The organism is Streptomyces sp. NPDC001920, assembly GCF_053594495.1.
The window spans coordinates 237809-259067 of sequence record NZ_JBSFEP010000008.1 but is presented as its reverse complement, the minus strand read 5'-3'; the positions used below and the strand labels follow the sequence as shown (position 1 = coordinate 259067).

General features: G+C 71.7%; 17 protein-coding genes. 14 read left to right on the top strand and 3 right to left on the bottom strand.

What is annotated here, in order from left to right:
• The 3 genes from ACWCPI_RS16265 (at nt 1) to ACWCPI_RS16255 (ending at nt 4847) form a co-directional block, all read left to right on the top strand.
• Nucleotides 1-2415 carry a HelD family protein gene (locus ACWCPI_RS16265; protein WP_451038723.1) on the top strand — a complete coding sequence of 805 codons (2415 nt, stop codon included), beginning with the start codon at nt 1-3 and terminating at the stop codon, nt 2413-2415.
• 336 nt (nt 2416-2751) lie between these two features.
• On the top strand, nt 2752-4185 hold the full coding sequence (locus tag ACWCPI_RS16260) for a malic enzyme-like NAD(P)-binding protein (protein WP_451038722.1): 1434 nt from the start codon (nt 2752-2754) through the stop codon (nt 4183-4185).
• A gap of 380 nt (nt 4186-4565) precedes the next feature.
• The gene (locus tag ACWCPI_RS16255) at nt 4566-4847 is read left to right on the top strand and encodes an HU family DNA-binding protein (RefSeq protein WP_007498188.1); all 282 of its coding nucleotides are present in this window, start codon (nt 4566-4568) and stop codon (nt 4845-4847) included.
• 128 nt (nt 4848-4975) lie between these two features.
• Here ACWCPI_RS16255 and murA read toward each other — a convergent pair whose 3' ends face one another.
• Nucleotides 4976-6316, bottom strand: coding sequence for a UDP-N-acetylglucosamine 1-carboxyvinyltransferase (murA, locus tag ACWCPI_RS16250; RefSeq protein WP_451038721.1), 1341 nt, complete (start codon nt 6314-6316; stop codon nt 4976-4978).
• Nucleotides 6317-6624: 308 nt separating this feature from the next.
• On the opposite strand from murA, the gene ACWCPI_RS16245 reads away from it, so the two are divergent.
• From ACWCPI_RS16245 to ACWCPI_RS16195, 11 genes are all read left to right on the top strand, one after another.
• Nucleotides 6625-7197, top strand: coding sequence for a YqgE/AlgH family protein (locus ACWCPI_RS16245; protein WP_451038720.1), 573 nt, complete (start codon nt 6625-6627; stop codon nt 7195-7197).
• 29 nt (nt 7198-7226) lie between these two features.
• On the top strand, nt 7227-7514 hold the full coding sequence (locus ACWCPI_RS16240) for a DUF3039 domain-containing protein (RefSeq protein ID WP_019754409.1): 288 nt from the start codon (nt 7227-7229) through the stop codon (nt 7512-7514).
• Between the two features lie 224 nt (nt 7515-7738).
• Nucleotides 7739-9034 carry an extracellular solute-binding protein gene (locus tag ACWCPI_RS16235; protein WP_451038719.1) on the top strand — a complete coding sequence of 432 codons (1296 nt, stop codon included), beginning with the start codon at nt 7739-7741 and terminating at the stop codon, nt 9032-9034.
• A gap of 38 nt (nt 9035-9072) precedes the next feature.
• Nucleotides 9073-9990 (top strand): carbohydrate ABC transporter permease, encoded by a 918-nt coding sequence (locus ACWCPI_RS16230; protein ID WP_451038794.1) that lies wholly within the window; start codon nt 9073-9075, stop codon nt 9988-9990.
• Nucleotides 9991-9995: 5 nt separating this feature from the next.
• A complete protein-coding gene (locus tag ACWCPI_RS16225; RefSeq protein ID WP_451038718.1) occupies nt 9996-10829 on the top strand; it encodes a carbohydrate ABC transporter permease in 834 nt (277 codons plus the stop codon).
• Nucleotide 10830: 1 nt separating this feature from the next.
• A complete protein-coding gene (locus ACWCPI_RS16220) occupies nt 10831-12462 on the top strand; it encodes a beta-N-acetylhexosaminidase (protein WP_451038717.1) in 1632 nt (543 codons plus the stop codon).
• Between the two features lie 225 nt (nt 12463-12687).
• Nucleotides 12688-13581 (top strand): FAD binding domain-containing protein, encoded by an 894-nt coding sequence (locus ACWCPI_RS16215; RefSeq protein WP_451038716.1) that lies wholly within the window; start codon nt 12688-12690, stop codon nt 13579-13581.
• Nucleotides 13578-15224, top strand: a complete 1647-nt coding sequence (locus ACWCPI_RS16210) for a 2Fe-2S iron-sulfur cluster-binding protein (protein WP_451038715.1) — start codon at nt 13578-13580, stop codon at nt 15222-15224. The genes ACWCPI_RS16215 and ACWCPI_RS16210 overlap by 4 nt, the downstream gene beginning before the upstream one ends.
• Nucleotides 15221-17530, top strand: coding sequence for a xanthine dehydrogenase family protein molybdopterin-binding subunit (locus ACWCPI_RS16205; RefSeq protein ID WP_451038714.1), 2310 nt, complete (start codon nt 15221-15223; stop codon nt 17528-17530). Before ACWCPI_RS16210 ends, ACWCPI_RS16205 begins: the two co-directional genes overlap by 4 nt.
• An 89-nt stretch (nt 17531-17619) precedes the next feature.
• Complete coding sequence (locus ACWCPI_RS16200) at nt 17620-18006, top strand: Imm32 family immunity protein (RefSeq protein WP_451038713.1); 387 nt, start codon at nt 17620-17622, stop codon at nt 18004-18006.
• Between the two features lie 174 nt (nt 18007-18180).
• Nucleotides 18181-19374 carry an SUKH-4 family immunity protein gene (locus ACWCPI_RS16195; protein WP_451038712.1) on the top strand — a complete coding sequence of 398 codons (1194 nt, stop codon included), beginning with the start codon at nt 18181-18183 and terminating at the stop codon, nt 19372-19374.
• A gap of 66 nt (nt 19375-19440) precedes the next feature.
• Here ACWCPI_RS16195 and ACWCPI_RS16190 read toward each other — a convergent pair whose 3' ends face one another.
• Together ACWCPI_RS16190 and coaD are read right to left on the bottom strand one after the other, a co-directional pair.
• The gene (locus ACWCPI_RS16190) at nt 19441-20664 is read right to left on the bottom strand and encodes a hypothetical protein (RefSeq protein ID WP_451038711.1); all 1224 of its coding nucleotides are present in this window, start codon (nt 20662-20664) and stop codon (nt 19441-19443) included.
• Nucleotides 20665-20813: 149 nt separating this feature from the next.
• On the bottom strand, nt 20814-21212 hold the full coding sequence (gene coaD, locus ACWCPI_RS16185) for a pantetheine-phosphate adenylyltransferase (RefSeq protein WP_451038710.1): 399 nt from the start codon (nt 21210-21212) through the stop codon (nt 20814-20816).
• Nucleotides 21213-21259 lie beyond the last annotated feature (47 nt).

The following is a 21259-nucleotide window of genomic DNA, read 5'->3' as shown; positions in this document are numbered from 1 at the left end:
GTGGCCGCTCAGGCTCAACAGGAGACCGCGCTCGAAGACTCTCTGCGAGACCGCGAGATCGGCGTCGAACAGGAACACCTGGACCGGGTGTACCAGCGCCTTGAGGAGAAGATCCACGAGGCCGAGTTCCTGATGAACGACGCGGCCAAGCGCGGCCAGGTCGGCACGCCCGGCGCGCTCGCCGAGCGGGACGCGCAGGTCTTCCGGGCGGGCGTCCACCTCAACCGGCTCAACAACGAGTTCGAGGACTTCCTCTTCGGCCGTATCGACCTGCTGCTCGGCAAGGACGGCAAGAAGGGGCCCGACGGCGCGTACACCGCCGTCGAGCCCGCCGAGGGCGCGGTCCGCGAGGACAACACCGCCGACATCGCCGAGACCCTGCACATCGGCCGCATCGGCGTGCTCGACCAGGACTACGCCCCGCTGGTCATCGACTGGCGGGCCCCGGCCGCGGCACCCTTCTACCGCTCCACGCCGGTCGACCCCGGCCGGGTCGTACGGCGCCGGGTCATCCGCTCCAAGGGGCGCAAGGTGCTCGGCGTCGAGGACGACCTCATGCGCCCCGAGCTCAAGGCGTTCCTCGACGGCGACGAGCTGCCCGCCATCGGCGACGGCGCCCTGATGGCCGCCCTCGGCCAGGCCCGCGGCCACACCATGCGGGACATCGTGGCGTCCATCCAGGCCGAGCAGGACCTGGTCATCCGCGCCCCCGCCGCCTCGGTGACCTATGTCGAGGGCGGCCCCGGCACCGGCAAGACCGCCGTGGCCCTGCACCGCGCCGCCTACCTGCTCTACCAGGACCGGCGCCGCTACGCGGGCGGCATCCTGATCGTCTCGCCGACCCCCCTGCTGGTGGCCTACACCGAGGGCGTGCTCCCGTCGCTGGGCGAGGAGGGCCAGGTCGCCATCCGCGCCATCGGCTCGCTGGTCGACGGCGCCGAGGCCACGCTCTACGACTCCCCCTCCACGGCCCGCGCCAAGGGCTCGTACCGCATGCTCAAGGTGCTGCGGAAGGCGGCGCGGGGCGCACTGGAGCTGGGGCCGCAAGGCGGCACCGCCCAGGGCCGCCGGCCCGCCTCGGGCGTCACGGCGAGCCGGGTGGGGCAGCTCGCCTTCGGCGACGACCCGGGCGACGACAGCACCGGCGCGCCCGCGCAGGCACCGGCCGGACCGCCCACCCGGTTGCGCGTCGTCGCCTTCGGGCGCCGGCTGGAGCTGGAGGCGGACGCGCTGGAACGTATCCGCCGCACCGCCCTCGGGGGCACGGCACCGGTCAACCTGCTGCGTCCGCGCGCCCGCAAGCTGCTGCTCGACGCCCTGTGGGAGAAGTCCGGCGGGGCGAACCGCCACAGCGACCCCGAGCTCGCAGCCGAGCTGCGCTCCTCCTTCGACGAGGACGTGACCTCCGAGGACAGCTTCCTCGCCTTCCTGGACGCCTGGTGGCCGGAGCTCACCCCGAGGGCCGTCCTCGCGGCGATGGCCGACGAGCGGCGCCTCGGCCGCTGGGCGCGGCGGATCCTCAACCCCGGCGAGGTCCGCAAGGTGGCCCGCTCCCTCAGGCGGGACGGCCTGTCCGTGCACGACATCGCCATGCTCGACGAGCTCCAGGCGATCCTCGGCACCCCGGCCCGGCCGAAGAAGAAGCGCGAGCTCGACCCGCTCGACCAGCTCACCGGCCTGGAGGAGCTGATGCCGGTGCGCGAGGAGTCGCAGCGCGAGCGCGCCGAGCGGCTGGCCGCCGAGCGCACCGAGTACGCCCACGTCATCGTCGACGAGGCGCAGGACCTCACGCCGATGCAGTGGCGCATGGTCGGCCGCCGCGGCCGGCACGCCACCTGGACGGTCGTCGGCGACCCGGCGCAGTCCTCGTGGTCCGACGTCGACGAGGCGGCCGAAGCCCGCGACGAGGCCCTCGGCACCCGCCCGCGCCGCCGCTTCCAGCTCACCGTGAACTACCGCAACCCGGCCGAGATCGCCGAGCTGGCGGCGAAGGTGCTCGCCCTCGCCATGCCCGGCTCCACGGCCCCGTCGGCGGTCCGCTCCACCGGCGTACGGCCCCGCTTCAGCGTCGTACGGGACTCCCTCGCGCAGACGGTCCGGGACGAGGCCGCCCGGCTGCTGGACCAGGTCGACGGGACGGTCGGCGTGGTGGTCGCCATGCAGCGGCGCGAGGAGGCGGCCAAGTGGCTCGCCGGGCTCGGCGACCGGGTCGTGGCGCTCGGCAGCCTGGAGGCGAAGGGACTGGAGTACGACGCCACGGTCGTCGTCTCCCCGGCGGAGATCGCGGACGAGTCGCCGGCCGGGCTGCGCGTGCTGTACGTCGCGCTGACCCGGGCCACCCAGCAGCTGACCGTGGTGTCGGGGGAGCGGGACGAGCCGGACGCCTCCGGGGTCCCGGACCTGCTCAGAGACTGATCCGGTGCGCGGACCGCGAGGCGGACGGAGTAACCCGCGGTGTGGGAATGGCCTTACGGGATCCGTTTGTTAGCCTGGGTGTGGCACCGGCTCGATCCAAGCCCCCGGGCCCAACCTTCGTCGCTACGAGCGACCACTTGCCGCGAGGCGAGCATGGCGGGCCGGTGTCATGAACGTCGAAGAGACCCACGTCACCAAGTGACGTGGGTCTCTTTCTATGGGGGACGTGGCGAACAATACGTTCGCAATCCATGACCGGCTAACTCCTACTCGACGGTAGGTGCGACGATCGGACGGCACATCCCAGCTCCACGGTGAAAGCAGAGGAAGTCGGCCATGGCAACGGCGCCCAGCGTCTCCTACTCGATGACGGTCCGGCTGGAGGTGCCCGCGAGCGGAACCGCGGTCTCCCAGCTCACCACGGCCGTCGAGTCCCACGGAGGCTCGGTGACCGGCCTCGACGTGACCGCGTCCGGCCACGAGAAGCTCCGCATCGACGTCACCATCGCCGCCACCTCCACCGCGCACGCCGACGAGATCGTCGAGCAGCTGCGTCAGATCGAGGGCGTCACGCTCGGCAAGGTCTCCGACCGTACGTTCCTGATGCACCTCGGCGGCAAGATCGAGATGGCGTCGAAGCACCCCATCCGCAACCGTGACGACCTGTCCATGGTCTACACGCCCGGTGTGGCCCGTGTCTGCATGGCGATCGCCGAGAACCCCGAGGACGCCCGCCGCCTGACCATCAAGCGCAACAGCGTTGCGGTCGTGACGGACGGCTCCGCGGTGCTCGGCCTCGGCAACATCGGCCCCAAGGCCGCGCTGCCCGTCATGGAGGGCAAGGCGGCCCTCTTCAAGCGGTTCGCCGGTATCGACGCCTGGCCGATCTGCCTCGACACCCAGGACACCGACGCCATCGTCGAGATCGTCAAGGCGATCGCCCCCGGCTTCGCCGGCATCAACCTGGAGGACATCTCCGCGCCCCGCTGCTTCGAGATCGAGGCGCGCCTGCGCGAGGCCCTCGACATCCCCGTCTTCCACGACGACCAGCACGGCACCGCGATCGTCGTCCTGGCCGCCCTCACCAACGCACTTCGCGTGGCGGGCAAGGCGATCGAGAACATCCGCGTCGTGATGTCCGGCGCCGGCGCGGCCGGTACGGCGATCCTCAAGCTGCTGCTCGCGGCCGGCCTGAAGAACGCCGTCGTCGCCGACATCCACGGCGTCGTGCACGCCGGGCGCGAGGACCTGGTGGACGCCGCGGCCGACTCGCCGCTGCGCTGGATCGCCGACAACACCAACCCCGAGGGGCTGACGGGCACGCTGAAGGAAGCCGTGCGCGGCGCCGACGTCTTCATCGGCGTCTCGGCCCCGAACGTACTCGACGGCGACGACGTGGCCGCCATGGCCGAGGGTGCCATCGTGTTCGCGCTTGCGAACCCGGACCCCGAGGTCGACCCGGCAATCGCCCGTCAGACGGCCGCAGTTGTGGCCACGGGCCGCTCCGACTTCCCCAACCAGATCAACAACGTCCTGGTCTTCCCGGGCGTCTTCCGCGGTCTGCTGGACGCGCAGTCCCGCACGGTCAACACCGAGATGATGCTCGCCGCCGCGAAGGCGCTGGCGGACGTGGTGACCGAGGACGAGCTGAACCCGAACTACATCATCCCGAGCGTGTTCAACGACAAGGTCGCCGGCGCGGTCGCCGGTGCGGTGCGGGAAGCGGCCAAGGCGGCCGGGGCGGCGACGGCCGGCACGTCCGGCGTCTGAGCGGGAACCCCCGTCCAGGGTTTCGGCCGCGCTCCGGGGGCGGACAGCCTCCGGAGCGCCGGCTGTGAGGATCGCCACGGCAAGCCCTTGTAACGGCGCGTCGTGGAACCTAGGGCCTGTGGCAGCCGTTTATGGTGACGGCCAAGCTCGGGCCCTCTCTTCGTGTGACTCCCAAGGGTGTTCTCACGACTCCTCCGGGTGCCGGATTGGCTTTCCCGCCGCAGGTAGGGGCAGGATGCGTCTTCGGGCGCGAGGGTCTGACGACGGACCCGGGTCCGGGCAGTGTCCGAGGACCCTGGCAGCATCGACTTCGCTGTGCCCGATATGCGGCTCCGCCGCGTGGCACGCCTCAAAGGCAAAAAGAACACGGGAGTAACAACATGAACCGCAGTGAGCTGGTGGCCGCGCTGGCCGACCGCGCCGAGGTGACCCGCAAGGACGCCGACGCCGTGCTGGCCGCGTTCGCCGAGACCGTCGGCGAGGTCGTCGCCAAGGGCGACGAGAAGGTCACCATCCCTGGCTTCCTGACCTTCGAGCGCACCCACCGTGCCGCTCGCACCGCGCGCAACCCGCAGACCGGCGACCCGATCCAGATCCCGGCCGGCTACAGCGTGAAGGTCTCCGCGGGCTCCAAGCTCAAGGAAGCGGCCAAGGGCAAGTGACCTTGCCGTCCGCGCACCACGAGACGGTGTGCGGCTCGTAGAAACGCCAATGGGGCGGCGCCCGGTCTTCGGGTGCCGCCCCATCGTTGTGTGCCGGTCGACGCTCTCGGGCGCCGGCCGGGCCGGATCTATCCCAGCGCCTTACCGGGCAACTCCACCTTCGCGCCCAGCTCGACCAGCTTCTCCATGAAGTTCTCGTAGCCCCGGTTGATGAGGTCGATGCCGTGCACCCGGGACGTGCCCTGGGCCGCCAGAGCCGCGATGAGGTAGGAGAAACCGCCGCGCAGGTCGGGGATGACCAGATCGGCTCCCTGCAGCTTCGTCGGGCCGGAGACGACCGCGGAGTGCAGGAAGTTGCGCTGGCCGAAGCGGCAGTCGGAACCGCCGAGGCACTCGCGGTAGAGCTGGATGTGCGCCCCCATCTGGTTCAGCGCGGAGGTGAAGCCCAGACGCGACTCGTAGACCGTCTCGTGGATGATGGACAGCCCCGTCGCCTGCGTCAGCGCCACCACCAGCGGCTGCTGCCAGTCCGTCTGGAAGCCGGGGTGCACGTCCGTCTCCAGCGCGATGGACTTCAACTGGCCACCGGGGTGCCAGAAACGGATGCCCTCGTCGTCGATCTCGAAGGCGCCGCCCACCTTCCGGTAGGTGTTGAGGAACGTCATCATCGAGCGCTGCTGGGCGCCGCGGACGTAGATGTTGCCCTCGGTCGCCAGCGCCGCGGACGCCCAGGAGGCGGCCTCCAGGCGGTCCGGGAGGGCGCGGTGGGTGTAACCGCCGAGCTTGTCCACACCGGTGATGCGGATCGTGCGGTCGGTGTCCATCGCGATGATGGCGCCCATCTTCTGCAGGACGCAGATCAGGTCCTCGATCTCGGGCTCCACGGCCGCGTTGGAGAGCTCCGTGACGCCCTCCGCCAGCACGGCCGTCAGCAGGACCTGCTCGGTGGCGCCCACGGACGGGTAGGGCAGCCGGATCTTCGTGCCGCGCAGCCGCTGCGGAGCCTCCAGGTACTGCCCGTCCGCCCGCTTCTCGATCCGCGCCCCGAACTGCCGCAGCACCTCGAAGTGGAAGTCGATGGGCCGGCCGCCGATGTCGCAGCCGCCGAGGCCGGGGATGAAGGCGTGGCCGAGGCGGTGCAGCAGCGGGCCGCAGAACAGGATCGGGATACGGCTGGAACCCGCGTGGGCATCGATGTCAGCGACGTTCGCGCTCTCCACGTGTGAGGGGTCCATCACCAACTCGCCCGGTTCCTCACCCGGACGGACGGTGACCCCGTGCAGCTGGAGCAGACCGCGTACGACGCGCACGTCACGGATGTCCGGTACGTTGCGCAGTCGACTTGGCTCGCCGCCCAGCAGAGCGGCGACCATGGCCTTCGGTACGAGGTTCTTCGCACCGCGGACACGGATCTCGCCCTCCAGCGGGGTTCCGCCGTGGACAAGCAGGACATCGTCGTTGACGGTCATGTATCTCGCGTTCCGATGAGTTGGGCAGGGGCCGGAGAGAAAGGGTAATCGCCGCCGACCCCCCTTAAGTAAGCCCGCGGACGGCTCAGGAACGTCATAGCTCTGTCACAACACGAACCGTTCACTGCCGGGCACAAGCGGTTACCGTTCCATTCGTGCGCCGGGCGGCGCTCCTTTCCGCCCTCCCGCCCCCCGCCAACACCCTCGTTCGTGGCCTTACCAGGCCGCTCCTGCGATTCATGGCTGCATTCACTCCCGAACCGGCATTGCCTCCCCACACGAAGGGAAGATGCGGGATCATGTCTGGCATGACCGAGGTGTCCTCGCTCACAGGGCGGCTGCTCGTGGCCACGCCCGCCCTGGCGGACCCGAACTTCGACCGCGCGGTGGTGCTCCTTCTCGACCACGACGAGGAGGGCTCCCTCGGTGTCGTCCTCAACCGTCCCACCCCCGTGGACGTGGGCGACATCCTGGAGGGCTGGGCGGACCTCGCCGGTGAACCCGGTGTGGTCTTCCAGGGCGGCCCGGTCTCCCTGGACTCCGCCCTCGGCGTCGCCGTCATCCCGGGTGAGGCGACCGGCGAGAGCGCCCCGCTGGGCTGGCGCAGGGTGCACGGCGCGATCGGGCTGGTGGACCTGGAGGCGCCCCCGGAGCTGCTCGCCTCGGCCGTCGGCAGTCTGCGGATCTTCGCCGGGTACGCCGGCTGGGGGCCGGGCCAGCTGGAGGACGAGCTGGTGGAGGGCGCCTGGTACGTCGTCGAGTCCGAGCCGGGGGACGTCTCCTCGCCGTCGCCGGAGAGGCTCTGGCGCGAGGTGCTGCGCCGCCAGCGCAGCGAGCTCGCGATGGTGGCCACGTATCCGGACGACCCATCTCTCAACTGATGCGTGTGAGCTTCAGTACTCTTGGCGGTATGAGCACTCTTGAGCCCGAGCGCGGGACTGGTACGGGGACCCTCGTCGAGCCCACGCCGCAGACTTCCCACGGCGACGGCGACCACGAGCGCTTCGCCCATTACGTCCAGAAGGACAAGATCATGGCGAGCGCGCTCGACGGCACGCCCGTCGTGGCGCTCTGCGGCAAGGTGTGGGTGCCCGGCCGCGACCCGAAGAAGTACCCCGTGTGCCCCATGTGCAAGGAGATCTACGAGTCCATGGGCGCCGGTGGCGACGACAAGGGCAAGGGCAAGGGCGACAAGTAACTCGCCCGGCCGGTCGGTCGTAGGCAGGGCAAGGCCCCCGAGGTGCGTTTCGCGCGCCTTGGGGGCCTTTGTGCTGCCCGCGCGTTGCACAGGGTGCGTCCGCCTGTCACAGAGTGGTTGAGACCTCTTGTGGTCGCGTTCATGCGGTCCCTAGCCTCCGTTGTGTTGTGCAGAGCGAAACATCCATTGCGTATGTTGCAACGCACGTTCGGAGGATCCACTCCATGAAGTTCTCCCCCCGGCTCCCGGCCCTGCTCCTCGCGACCCTCCTCGCGGCGGCCTGCGCCCCCCGGACCTCCACCGACTCCGCCTCCGGCGAGGACGAGCGGACCGGCACCCTGCGGGTCTGGCTCTTCCGGGAAGTCGGCAACCAGCCGAAGGAGAAGGTCGTCGACTCCGTCGTGGCCGCCTTCGAGAAGGCCCACGACGGCACGAAGGTCGACGTCGAGTACATCCCGGTCGAGACCCGCGCCCAACGCGTCAAGGCCGCCTTCAACGACCCCGGGTCGGCGCCCGACGTCATGGAGTACGGCAACACCGACACCGCCGGCCATGTGAAGGACAGCGGACTCCTCGACGTCACCGAGGAGTTCGGCGCCTGGAGCGAGGCCAAGGACACCGACCCCACCGCCGAGCAGTCGGTCACCGTGGCCGGCAAGGTCTACGGTGCGCCCTTCTACGTCGGTGTCCGCGCCCTGTACTACCGCACGGACGTCTTCGAGGAGCTCGGCCTCGAAGTGCCCGCGAACATGGCCGAATTGGCCTCGACCGCCCGCGAGATCCGCGCGCGCAGGCCCGAGCTGTACGGGCTCGTGGTGGGCGGGGCGTACACGTACGGCGCGATGCCGTTCGTCTGGGCCCACGGCGGTGAACTCGCCACCGGCGAGGGCGGTTCGTACACCTCGGCGATCGACCGCCCGGCAGCCCGAAAGGGCATCGAGGCGTACACCTCCCTCTTCGGCGACGACAACTGTCCCGCCGCCAAGTGCGCGGGCATGGGCGGCAACGACACCGTGACGGCGTTCGCGGCCGGCAAGGCGGGCATGGCGATCGGCGGCGACTTCAGCCATGCCGCGGTGGAGGCCGGGAAGGTGAAGGGCGCGTACGCGGTCGTACCGCTGCCGGGGGTGAGGACGGGGTCCGTCGCGCCGGCGTTCGCCGGGGGCAACAACATCGGCGTCCTGAAGAGCACGTCGCACCGGACGCTGGCGGTCGAGCTGATGGAGCGGCTCGCCTCGAAGAAGACGCAGGCATCGATGTTCGAGGCGATGGGGTTCCTGCCGACGTTCACCGACGTGCGGCGGCAGGTCGCCGCGAAGGAGCCGTATGTGAAGCCGTTCGCGGAGACTCTCGCCGCGGGGACCCGGTTCGTCCCTGCCTCGCCCGCGTGGGCGCAGATCGACTCCTCGCTGGTGCTGCCGACGATGTTCCAGGAGATCATCAGCGGCAAGAAGGGCGTGGCGGCGGCTTCGGGGGACGCGGCGAGGAAGATGGACGCCGCGTTCGGCTCCGCCGGGTGACGGCGCCCGGCGGCCCGGGGGCCGCGGACCGTTCGCGGCTGCCGGTGGTGCGTGGCCCGTCGCGCAGTTCCCCGCGTCCCTGGCGGGGTTCCGGTACACCTTGGCTGTACCTTGCCCCTGCTCTCGTCGTTCTCGGCGGGCTGCTCGTCCACCCCGTCTGCCAGCTCGGCCTGATCTCCTTCTTCCAGTACACCCAGGCCCAGGTCAGCGGCGGTGAGCCGACCGCCTTCCGGGGGCTGGGGAACTACACGGAGCTCTTCAGGGACCCGCAGTTCCGGCAGGTGCTGCTCGCCACGGTCGTGTTCGCGGCGGCCTGTGTCGTGTCGACCCTCGCCGTGGGCTGTGCGCTCGCCGTGCTGCTCACCCGTGTCCGTGCCGTGCCCCGGCTGGCGTTGATGCTGGCCGCGCTGGGGGCGTGGGCCACACCGGCCATCACCGGGTCGACGGTGTGGCTGTTCCTCTTCGACCCGGACTTCGGGCCGGTGAACAGGGTGCTGGGGCTCGGTGACCACTCCTGGACGTACGGGCGGTTCAGCGCGTTCCTCCTCGTCCTGCTGGAAGTGGTCTGGTGCTCCTTTCCGTTCGTGATGGTGACGGTCTACGCCGGCATCCGCGCCGTCCCGGCCGAGGTGCTGGAGGCCGCCGCGCTCGACGGCGCCTCGCAGTGGCGGATCTGGCGATCGGTGCTGGCCCCGATGCTCCGGCCGATCCTGGTGGTCGTCACCATCCAGTCGGTGATCTGGGACTTCAAGGTCTTCACCCAGATCTACGTCATGACGAACGGCGGCGGCATCGCGGGCCAGAACCTCGTGCTGAACGTGTACGCCTACCAGAAGGCGTTCGCGTCCTCGCAGTACGGCCTGGGATCGGCGATCGGCGTGGTGATGCTGATGATCCTGTTGGCGGTGACGCTGGTGTACCTGCGGCTGCTGCGCGGGCGGGGGGAGGAGCTGTGAGGGCCGTGCGTGTCGCACGGCGGCCATGGCGGCTGCTCGCCGAGACCTCCGCGCTGCTGATCGCCGCGGCCGTGGCCTTTCCGCTGTACTGGATGGTGCTCAGCGCCTTCAAACCGGCCGGGGAGATCGAGTCGATCCGGCCGCGGCCCTGGACGCTCGCCCCTTCCCTGGATTCCTTCCGGCGGGTCTTCGAGCAGAACGAATTCGGCCGCTACTTCCTCAACAGCCTCGTCGTGGCGGGCACGGTCGTGATCGCCTCGGCCCTGATCGCGTTTCTCGCCGCGACCGCGGTGACACGATTCCGGTTCCGCTTCCGGACCACCTTGCTGATCATGTTTCTGGTGGCCCAGACGGTGCCGGTGGAGGCCCTGACGATCCCCCTGTTCTTCCTCATGCGGGACTTCGGTCAGCTGAACACGCTGGGCTCGCTGATCCTGCCGCACATCGCCTTCTCGCTGCCGTTCGCGATCTGGATGCTGCGGGGGTTTGTGAAGGCCGTTCCCGAGGCCTTGGAGGAGGCCGCGTACATGGACGGGGCCAGCCGGTCGAGATTCCTCTGGCAGATCCTTTTCCCGCTGGTCTTCCCGGGGCTCGTGGCCACGAGCGTGTTTTCCTTCATCTCGGCCTGGAACGACTTCCTGTTCGCCAAGTCCTTCATCATCAGCGACACATCGCAGTCCACCCTGCCGATGGCCCTGCTCGTCTTCTACAAGCCGGACGAGCCGGACTGGGGCGGGGTGATGGCGGCGTCGACGGTGATGACGATTCCGGTGCTGGTCCTCTTCGTGCTCGTGCAGCGACGACTGGTGTCCGGGCTGGGCGGGGCGGTGAAGGACTGAGATGACTTCACCGACGGACGTGATTCCGGCGCCGCGCGCGGTCCAGGGCCCGACGCGCGGCCGTCTCCCGCTGGACGAGGACACCACGCTGTACGCCGACCCCGGCACGGAGACGACGCAACGCTGGCTGCGCTCCACTCTCGGCGCCGCCTTCGGCCTGCCGCTGCCGCCCGGCCCCGAGGACCGCACCGGCTCCGTACGGCTGCGCCTGGACGACGCCCTGGAGCCGGAGGCGTACCGGCTCGCCGTCATCGCCGGCCGCGGTGTCGAGATCCGGGGCGGCAGCCCGGCCGGGGTGTTCTGGGGTGCCCAGACGCTGCGTCAGCTGCTCGGCCCCGACGCCTTCCGGCGCGCCCCCGTCCGGCCCGGCTCCCCCCTCGGCATCGCGCACCAGGTCATCGAGGACGCTCCCCGATTCCGCTGGCGCGGCCTCATGCTCGACGTCGCCCGGCACTTCACGCCCAAGGACGGCGTCCTGCGCCACCTCGATCTGATGGCCGCCCACAAACTGAATGTCCTCCACTTCCATCTGACGGACGACCAGGGCTGGCGGATCGAGATAGAGAAGTACCCCCGGCTGACGGAGATCGGCTCCTGGCGGGCCCGCACGAAATTCGGCCATCGAGCGTCCCCGCTGTGGGAGGACAAGCCGCACGGTGGCTTCTACACCCAGGACGACATCCGCGAGATCGTCGCGTACGCCGCCGAGCGGCATATCACCGTCGTCCCCGAAATCGACGTACCCGGCCACTCGCAGGCCGCGATCGCCGCGTATCCGGAACTCGGCAACACCGACGTCATCGACACCACCGCCCTCTCCGTCTGGGACACCTGGGGGATCAATCCGAACGTACTCGCTCCCACTGACAACACCCTGCGCTTCTACGAGGGGGTGTTCGAGGAGGTCCTGGAGCTGTTCCCCGCCGAGTTCGTCCATGTCGGGGGTGACGAATGCCCCAGGGACCAGTGGCGGCGGTCGCGCGCCGCGCAGGAGCGCATCAGGGGACTCGGGCTGCGCAACGAGGACGAGCTCCAGGCGTGGTTCGTCCGACACTTCGACTCCTGGCTCGCGGCGCGCGGGCGCCGGCTGATCGGCTGGGACGAGATCCTGGAGGGCGGGCTCGCGAAGGGCGCGGCGGTGTCGTCCTGGCGCGGGTACGCGGGCGGCGTCGCGGCGGCCCGCGCGGGGCACGACGTCGTCATGTGCCCCGAGCAGCAGGTGTACCTGGACCACCGGCAGGACCCGGGCGCGGACGAGCCGGTCCCCATCGGCTACGTCCGCACCCTGGAGGACGTCTACCGGTTCGAGCCCGTGCCCGCGCAGTTGACCCCGGACGAGGCCCGGCACGTACTGGGCGCGCAGGCCAACGTGTGGACCGAGGTGATGGAGGACCAGGGGCGCGTGGACTACCAGATGTTCCCGCGTCTCGCCGCCTTCGCCGAGGTCGCCTGGAGCAGCCTGCCCGCCCCGAAGGAGCGGGACTTCGCGGACTTCGAGCGGCGGATGGCCACCCATTACGGGCGACTCGACGCCCTGGGCGTCGCCTACCGGCCGCCGTCCGGGCCGCGTCCGTGGCAGCGGCGCCCAGGGGTGCTCGGCCGCCCGATCGAGGGGCCGCCTCCGAACAAGTAATGGAAAAAAACCGGCAAGGGTCACCGAAGAGTGTCAATCGGCACGCATCGGCGATGCCGTGCGAAAACGGACCATCTCCCCGATGAGGTGGGCGAATGCCTCCTAGCGGACCCGTGTCCTCGGGTCCTGCGAAGATGTGCCAGAGTTGCCACGTCCGCCCTGTCAGCACGTACCGTACGGCAGCACAGGTGGGACCAGGTGGGGCAGCGGGAAGGGGCAGCCGGTTTGACCACGAGCGCACCGCAGGCGGCGCAGGCCGTCACGCTGCCCACGACGCTGGACGAGGCGGTGGCGGCACTCGCCGCCATGCCGGCCGCCGTACCCGTCGCGGGTGGCACCGACCTGATGGCCGCCGTCAACTCCGGGCAGCTCAGGCCCGCCGCGCTGGTCGGCCTCGGCCGGATCAGCGAGATCCGTGGCTGGCAGTACCAGGACGGCCACGCCCTGCTCGGCGCGGGCCTCACGCACGCGCGCATGGGCCGCCCCGACTTCGCCGCACTGATCCCGGCGCTCGCCGCCGCCGCGCGCGCCGCGGGCCCCCCGCAGATCCGCAACGCGGGCACCCTGGGCGGCAACATCGCCTCGGCGTCCCCGACCGGTGACGCGCTGCCGGTCCTCGCCGCCCTCGAAGCGACCCTGATCATCGCGGGCCCGGGCGGAGCCCGCCGGGAGATCCCGGTGTCGCACCTGCTGGCCGGTATGGAGATGCTTCGCCCGGGCGAACTCATCGGCTACGTGCGTGTGCCGCTGCTGCACGCCCCGCAGGTCTTCCTCAAGGCCACCGGCCGCACCGGCCCGGGACGCGCCATGGCGTCCGTCGCCGTCGTCCTCGACCCCGCGCGGCGCGGAGTCAGGTGCGCCGTGGGCGCCATAGCGCCGATGCCGCTGAGGCCCCTGGAGGCCGAGCACTGGGTCGCCCAGCTGATCGACTGGGACAACAACCGGGCGATCGTCCCGGAGGCCCTGCACGCCTTCGGGGAGTACGTCGCCGCGGCCTGCATCCCCGACCCGGCCCCGGCCGGGGACGGGTCCATGGCCCAGCATCCGCCCGCCGTACTGCACCTGCGGCGCACCGTCGCCGCGCTGGCCCGACGAGCACTGGGGAGGGCGCTGTCGTGACCGACGACCAGCACGGAGAGGGCACGCCCCAGGGCGCGGGCCGCTGGGACCCGCTGCCCCAGGGTGACTACGACGACGGCGCCACTGCCTTCGTCAAGCTCCCCGAAGGGGGCATCGACGCCCTCCTGGCCTCCTCCGACAGTCCGCTCGCCGCGCCGGGCCACGGTTATGTGCCGCCGCAGATAACGGTCGCGTCGGGCTCGACCGCGGGAACCGACCCCGCGGCCCCCGGCGGCTGGCCGGTCGCGGGCGCGCCCGCCGAGGGTGCCTCGTGGCCCGACCCGAACGCTGCCGGGCAGGACGCGGGCGGTGACCGGTTCACGTACCACCCCGCCGCCACCCAGCAGTGGAACTTCTCGGAGACCGCCGCCGGTCAGGAGGCCCCCGGGGAGCCCCGCCAGGACGTCACCGGACAGTGGTCGATCCCGGTGGCCGACGGTGATCTTCCGGATGAATCGGGCGAGTTCACCACGTCGTCGCTGGTCGAGCAGTGGGGCGGAAGCCCTCCGGCCACGCTGCCGGGCGGCGCTCCCGCCCCGTGGGCGACCCAGGCGACGGGACAGCCGTGGGGCGAGCAGGCGGAGGCCGCGCAGCCCCAGGAGCAGTCCGCGGCGCCCGGTGCCGACCGGACCGCCGTACGGCCCGACGCGCCCGCCCCGGCCCACCCGCACGACCCGCACCCCCACCAGCAGCCCCCGCAGGGACAGCCGGGCCCGGACGAGCACGCGCCCGCCGCGCCGCTCTCGGAGACCTCCGAGGTGTCCGCGCAGGCGTACACACGGCCGCGCGAGGAATCCGCCGCGGAGCCCGCACAGCCGGTCTCCGAAGCCGCGGACGGCACCCAGGGCGCCCCGGGCGTCCAGGAGGCCGCAGAAGCCGCCGACGACCCCGCCGAGGCCGCCGCGGACGCCGCCCAGGACGGCGCGGCGGACCCGGAGCACGAGGCGGCGCAGGGCGCCGGGGCCCCCACGGAGGCCGCCTCCGACGGCGTACCGCGGCCCACCGGCGAGGAACACCCCCTCGCCTCCTACGTCCTGCGCGTCAACGGCGTCGACCGGCCCGTCCCGGACGCCTGGATCGGTGAGTCGCTGCTGTACGTGCTGCGCGAGCGACTCGGGCTCGCGGGCGCCAAGGACGGCTGCTCGCAGGGCGAGTGCGGGGCCTGCAACGTGCAGGTCGACGGACGGCTCGTCGCGTCCTGCCTGGTGCCCGCCGTGACCGCCGCCGGCAGCGAGGTGCGCACGGTCGAGGGACTGGCCGCCGACGGACAGCCGTCGGACGTGCAGCGGGCACTCGCGCGGTGCGGCGCCGTCCAGTGCGGCTTCTGCGTGCCCGGCATGGCGATGACCGTGCACGACCTGCTGGAGGGCAACCCGGCACCGACCGAGCTGGAGACCCGGCAGGCGCTGTGCGGCAACCTGTGCCGCTGCTCCGGCTACCGGGGCGTCGTGGAGGCTGTCAGGGAAGTCGTCGCCGAGCGCGAGGCGCAAAGGGCCTCCGACGGCGAACGGGACGGCGACGAGCCGCGTATCCCTCACCAGGCGGGCCCGGGAGCCGGTGGGGTCAACCCCTCGGCGTTCGAGGCCCCCGGTGCCATGGAACCGCGTGACCAGGCGTACGGACAGGACGGAGGCCAGGCGTGAGCAACGAAGCCGCCACCGCGACCACAGCCGCGGAGGCAGCACCCGCCCCCGAGCCGATCCCGCACGGCATCGGCGCCTCCCTGCCGGCCGCCGACGCCCGTGCCAAGACCGAGGGCACCTTCCCGTACGCGGCCGACCTGTGGGCCGAGGGCCTGCTGTGGGCGGCCGTGCTGCGCTCGCCGCACCCGCACGCGCGCATCACGTCCATCGACACCTCCCACGCGCGTGAGATGCCCGGCGTCCGGGCCGTCGTCACGCACGAGGACGTTCCCGGCAGCCCGCTGTTCGGCCGGGGCCGGGCCGACCGGCCGGTCTTCGCCTCCGAGGTCGTACGCCACCACGGCGAGCCCATCGCCGCCGTCGCCGCCGACCACCCGGACACCGCTCGACTGGCCGCCGCGGCCGTCATCGTCGAGTACGAGGTGCTCGACCCGGTGACCGACCCCGAGCAGGCGTTCGAGGCCGAGCCGCTGCACCCCGACGGCAACCTGATCCGCCACATCCCGCTGCGCCACGGCGACCCCGACGCGGCGGGCGACGTCGTCGTCGAGGGGCTGTACCGCATCGGCCGCCAGGACCCGGCACCCATCGGCGCCGAGGCGGGCCTCGCCGTGCCGCGTCCCGACGGCGGCGTCGAGCTCTACCTGGCCTCGACCGACCCGCACACCGACCGCGACCGCGCCGCCGCCTGCTACGGCCTGGAGCCCGAACGCGTCAAGATCGTCGTCACCGGCGTCCCCGGCGCCACCGCCGACCGCGAGGACCAGGGCTTCCAGCTCCCGCTCGGTCTGCTGGCGCTGAAGACCGGCTGCCCGGTGAAGCTGACGGCCACGCGCGAGGAGTCCTTCCTCGGCCACACCCACCGGCACCCCACCCTCCTGCGCTACCGCCACCACGCGGACGCCGAGGGCCGGCTCGTCAAGGTCGAGGCGCAGATCCTGCTGGACGCGGGCGCCTACGCCGACACCTCCTCCGACGCCCTGGCCGCGGCGGTCGCCTTCGCCTGCGGCCCGTACGTCGTCCCGAACGCCTTCATCGAGGGCTGGGCCGTACGCACCAACAACCCGCCATCCGGCCATGTGCGCGGCGAGGGCGCCATGCAGGTGTGCGCCGCCTACGAGGCGCAGATGGACAAGCTGGCCAAGAAGCTCGGTGTGGACCCGGCGGAGCTGCGCCTGCGCAACGCGATGGCGACGGGCGACGTGCTCCCGACCGGACAGACGGTGACCTGCCCGGCCCCGGTGGCCGAACTGCTGCAGGCGGTACGGGACTACCCGCTGCCGCCGCTGCCCAAGGACACGCCCGAGGACGAGTGGCTGCTGCCCGGCGGCCCCGAGGGCGCGGGCGAGCCGGGTGCCGTGCGGCGGGGCGTCGGCTACGGCCTCGGCATGGTGCACATGCTCGGCGCCGAGGGCGCCGACGAGGTCTCCACGGCGACCGTGAAGGTCCACGACGGCGTGGCGACGGTGCTGTGCGCCGCCGTCGAGACCGGCCAGGGTTTCACCACCCTGGCCCGGCAGATCGTCCAGGAGACCCTGGGCATCGACGAGGTGCACGTGGCACCCGTCGACACCGACCAGCCCCCGGCGGGGGCGGGCTGCCGCGGCCGGCACACCTGGGTGTCGGGCGGCGCGGTGGAGCGGGCGGCCAAGATGGTCCGCACGCAACTGCTGCAGCCCCTGGCGCACAAGTTCGGGATGTCCACCGAGCTGCTCCAGATCACCGACGGCAAGATCACCTCGTACGACGGCGTGCTGTCGACCACCGTCACCGAGGCGATGGAAGGCAAGGAACTGTGGGCGACGGCCCAGTGCCGCCCTCACCCCACCGAACCGCTGAACGAGGCGGGGCAGGGCGACGCCTTCGTGGGCATGGCCTTCTGCGCGATCCGCGCGGTCGTCGACGTCGACATCGAACTGGGCTCGGTCCGGGTCGTCGAGCTGGCGCTCGCCCAGGACGTCGGCCGGGTACTGAACCCGGCCCAGCTGGAGGCGCGGCTGGAGGCGGGTGTGACGCAGGGCGTGGGCATCGCGCTCACGGAGAACCTGCGCTCGGCGCGCGGTCTGATCCGCCATCCGGACCTGACCGGCTACTCGCTGCCGACGGCCCTGGACGCCCCGGACATCCGGATCGTGAAGCTGGTGGAGGAGCGGGACGTGGTCGCGCCCTTCGGCGCCAAGGCGGTGAGCGCGGTGCCGGTCGTGACCTCGCCCGCGGCCATCGCGTCGGCCGTGCGGGCCGCGACGGGCCGCCCGGTGAACCGCCTGCCGATCCGCCCGCAGGCGGCGGTGGTGACGGGCCAGTGACCCGGCCGGGCCCGCAGTGCCGTGGGCCCGTCGCGGGTGGCCCCGGGCGGCCGGGTCCGGCCCTGTGATGTCGTCGAGGGAGCGCACCGGTGCGTCTGGTCCGTGATCCTCGGTTCGGGGAAGTGGATCTCGCCGGTTCGGCCGACGAACTGGCCGGCCTGGCCGACGCGGTGGCCGAGGGGGACGGGTTCCTCGCCTGCGAGCCGCTGCCGGAAGGCAACGGCCCGACGGGGATCTTGGTGCGGAACACCTCCGACCCCGGGGTGCGCATCGAGCTCGACACCCGGCTGCGGGCCCTCGTGATCAGCGGAGATACCGAATCCAGGGGAGTCCTCGCCCACAACCTGCGGATCATGGCCATGGCGGAGGACGGCGGCCACCTCCACGTCGACTACTTCCCCGAGCACCCCTACCTCCTCGAAGGATCACTGCCGTTGGTGGTCTCCGGCCCTCATGGGGGCATGCCGGCTCGATGAGTGGGAAGTCGCCGGTGGCGCGGCGTCCGGCGGGCCGGGACCGGCGCTGTTCCGGTGCGTTGTCAGTGGGGGCGCGTAGTGTTCCGAGCAGTGGGACGGCCGCCGGTTCGGAGGCCGGCCGGTCGGCCGTGTCCCGCTGCCCGGGGGCGGTGAGCAAGCGCAGGCGGGGGAGCCATGAGCACGACGATCACACATCACGCGGGTGAGACGGCGATCATCCTGACCGAGACCGAGCTCGATCCTTACGTCACGCACGCATCGACGCGACGCTGGCTGACGGGGCCCGGACTGCCCGCCGACAGCGGTGTGCTGGACTTCGCCGAGTTGTACCGCGAGGGCCTGCGGACGGTGGCCGACTCGACGGGTGACGAGGACCGACTGGCCGCGGAGCTGCGGGACCAGCTCGTGATAGGGGGACTGCTGGGCCCCGGCGCCCTTCGGACGGAGTCGGTCCTGCTGGACGGCACGACGGGCGAGGTCTCGACGACGTACTTCCTGCACGACCGACCCGACCTGATGGGCCGTCGCCCCCTGGCACCGTCCCTGCGGACGCTGGTCCGCTTCGCGGAGGCGACGGATGAACTCGCCGGGCTGCGCGGCCAGTTCGCCTCGTACGTCGGCCGGTACGGCCCGAAGGCGGTCGCCGAGGCGTCGCGGCAACTGCTCGCGGTGTTCGCCGAGGGCACGGAGGGCGAGCCGGCCCCGTTCTGGAAGATGGCGGCTCTGATCCGCCCGCTGGCGCTCGTGGCGGGCCGCGCGGGGGAGTCGGGCCTGGCGCTGGACCTGCCGGCTCGTCTGCTGGACCAGGAGTTCGGCCGGCGCGAGGTGGTGCGTTTCGAGGAGGTCGACTTCCCCGCGACGCTCACACACGAGCCGACCCGCCGCTTCCTGCGCGAGGTGGGGCTGCCTGAGGACGGTTTCCTGTTCTCCCTCGACACGGACATGCCCCTGGCGACCCTGGCCGAGTACTACGCGAACATCGATCCCTCGGCCGAGATCCCGGCCGGATCCGACCACTTGATACGCCTCGGCCACCTCGTCGAGGGCAACAGCCTGGTCGTCCACGGAGAAACCGGCGCGGTCCTCGACTGGAACGAGACCGAGGCGAGGCTGTTCCCGCTCAACACCGACGTCTCGACCCTCGCCTTCACCCTCTGGCTGCTGCACCGCGAGCAGGCGATCGACGAGGAGCGGGACCACGAGCTGACGACCGGCACCTACGACCAACTGGCCATGACGATGCTCCAGGTCCTGTCCACGGTCGACCCGACGGGCACCAGAGCCGGCCGGGACGGCCGGCACTACTGGACGGAGATGTTCCAGGACGAGGCGAGCGGCGTCCTGGAGTCGGTGGGCGCGGGGCGGTGAGACGGTCCTGACCACGAAGGACCGCCCGCCCGGCCGCACCGGACGGACGGGCGGGCTGTGATGCCGTCAGCAGGACGTGGCTCCCGTGCGGCGGCGGCGTACGGCCATGACCAGGACCCCGCCGAGGGCGGCCGCGGCGGCCGCGGCACCGGCGAGGAGCGGGGCGCCGTCGGAGCCGGTACTGGCGAGGCTCCCGCCGACGGAACCGGTGCCGCCGGTCGACGTGCCCGCGGACGTGGCTCCCGTGCCGCCGGTGGACTGGCCCTCGGGGTCGTTGCCGTCGCCGCCCGTGGTCGAACCGCCGTCCGGCGAACCGCCGGTGGAGGAACCGCCGGAGGCAGCGGGGCCGGGCTCGTAGTCGTCGGGGATGTCGATGCTGATGTACGCCTTGTCGTTGGCGGGGTTCTTGTCGAAGGCGGGGCGGATGTCGTAGACGGACGTCGCCTTCACCTCGCCCTTGGTGTCCTGGGCGCTTTCCTCGATGTCCAGCGAGAAGGTGAAGGAGAGCGACTGGCCGACCTCGATGGTGTGGTCGGCGGGTGAGCAGACGTACCTGGACCTGCCCGGTGTCCCTCCGGGTCCGGACGGGCCGTCGATCCCGAACGGCGCGCAGTTCTCGGGTACTTCGGCGGCGACCGTGCCCGGCGGGATCTGCACCATGAGCGCCGTCTGGTCGTCGCTCTCCTGGTTCCGGATCCAGCCGGGGCCGTCGTTGCGCAGCTGCACCGTGACCGACTGACCGTCCCCGGCGAGCGCCTCGGTGTCCTCACCGACCGCGACCAGGTCGGCCGAACTGTCCGCGGTCAGGGTCAGGCGGCGGTAGCTGTCGCCGAACCCCTCGCCGGGCGCCTCCCCGGTGGCTCCGGTCCCGTACTCGACGGCCTCCATCAGCGCCTTGGGCAGCGCCTTGAACCGCACGGGAGTCTCGACGGAGGCGCCGGGTTCGATGACGGTGTCGAGCTCGCAGACCGCCTGTCTGACCTGGTCCTCGATCGTCGAGTAGGTGCAGCCGGCCACGGGCTCGGGGAAGTCGAGCCCCCGGGTCAGCCGGATCCGGAAGGTGACGCCGTCCGCGACCGCGTTGCCCTTGTTGGTGATGACGACGGACTCGTCGTACACCTCACCGGGCTTGGGAGACGTACGCGGCAGATTCGACACCACCAAGGAGGGCCCGGCGCTCTCCTCGGCGGACGCGGCGGGAGCGGCGACCACCGGGACGGCCGCGGCGATGGCGGCAGCGGCCACGAGGGCTGCCGAGGGGCGGAGGTGCGGGCGGCGGTGCTGGCGCACGATGGGTCTCCTCGTCGGGACAGGAAGCACGGCGACCGGAGCTTTGCCGTCCAGTCATGTCCTGGACATTCGGAGGGGGGCCAGGGTTGTGCTGCGGTTCGGGAAGACGGCCCCGAGCACCCTGTTCATCCGGGGACGGTCCTGCTGACTCACCGCGGTGACCAGGGTGGAGGAGATGTGGCCCAGGGCGGGTCGGCAGCGAGGAGGAACGTCTCGACTCCGGCCACTTCCTTGTTGGTGCGGGCCTTCGACATCTCGTAGTCCAAGTCGTGAACGTCGCGGACCCCGCGGACGACGACGTCGATCCCGGCTCGGCGGCAGTAGTCGACCAGCAGGCCGCCGGTGTGCGAATCGACCGTGACGTTGCTCAGGTCGGTCGCCGCCGCGCGCAGCCGGTCCAGCCGTTCGGTGACGGGGTAGCGGCCGGTTTTGTTCGGATGGGACATCACGCAGACGACGACCTCGTCGAACAGGAGGGCGGCGCGGCGGAGAACGTCCTGGTGCCCTTGGGTGACCGGGTCGAAGGACCCTGGGAAGAGCGCTCGCACGGTCAGGAGAACAGCCGGCGGCCGGCCCCGGTGGTGAAGTGCCGGTA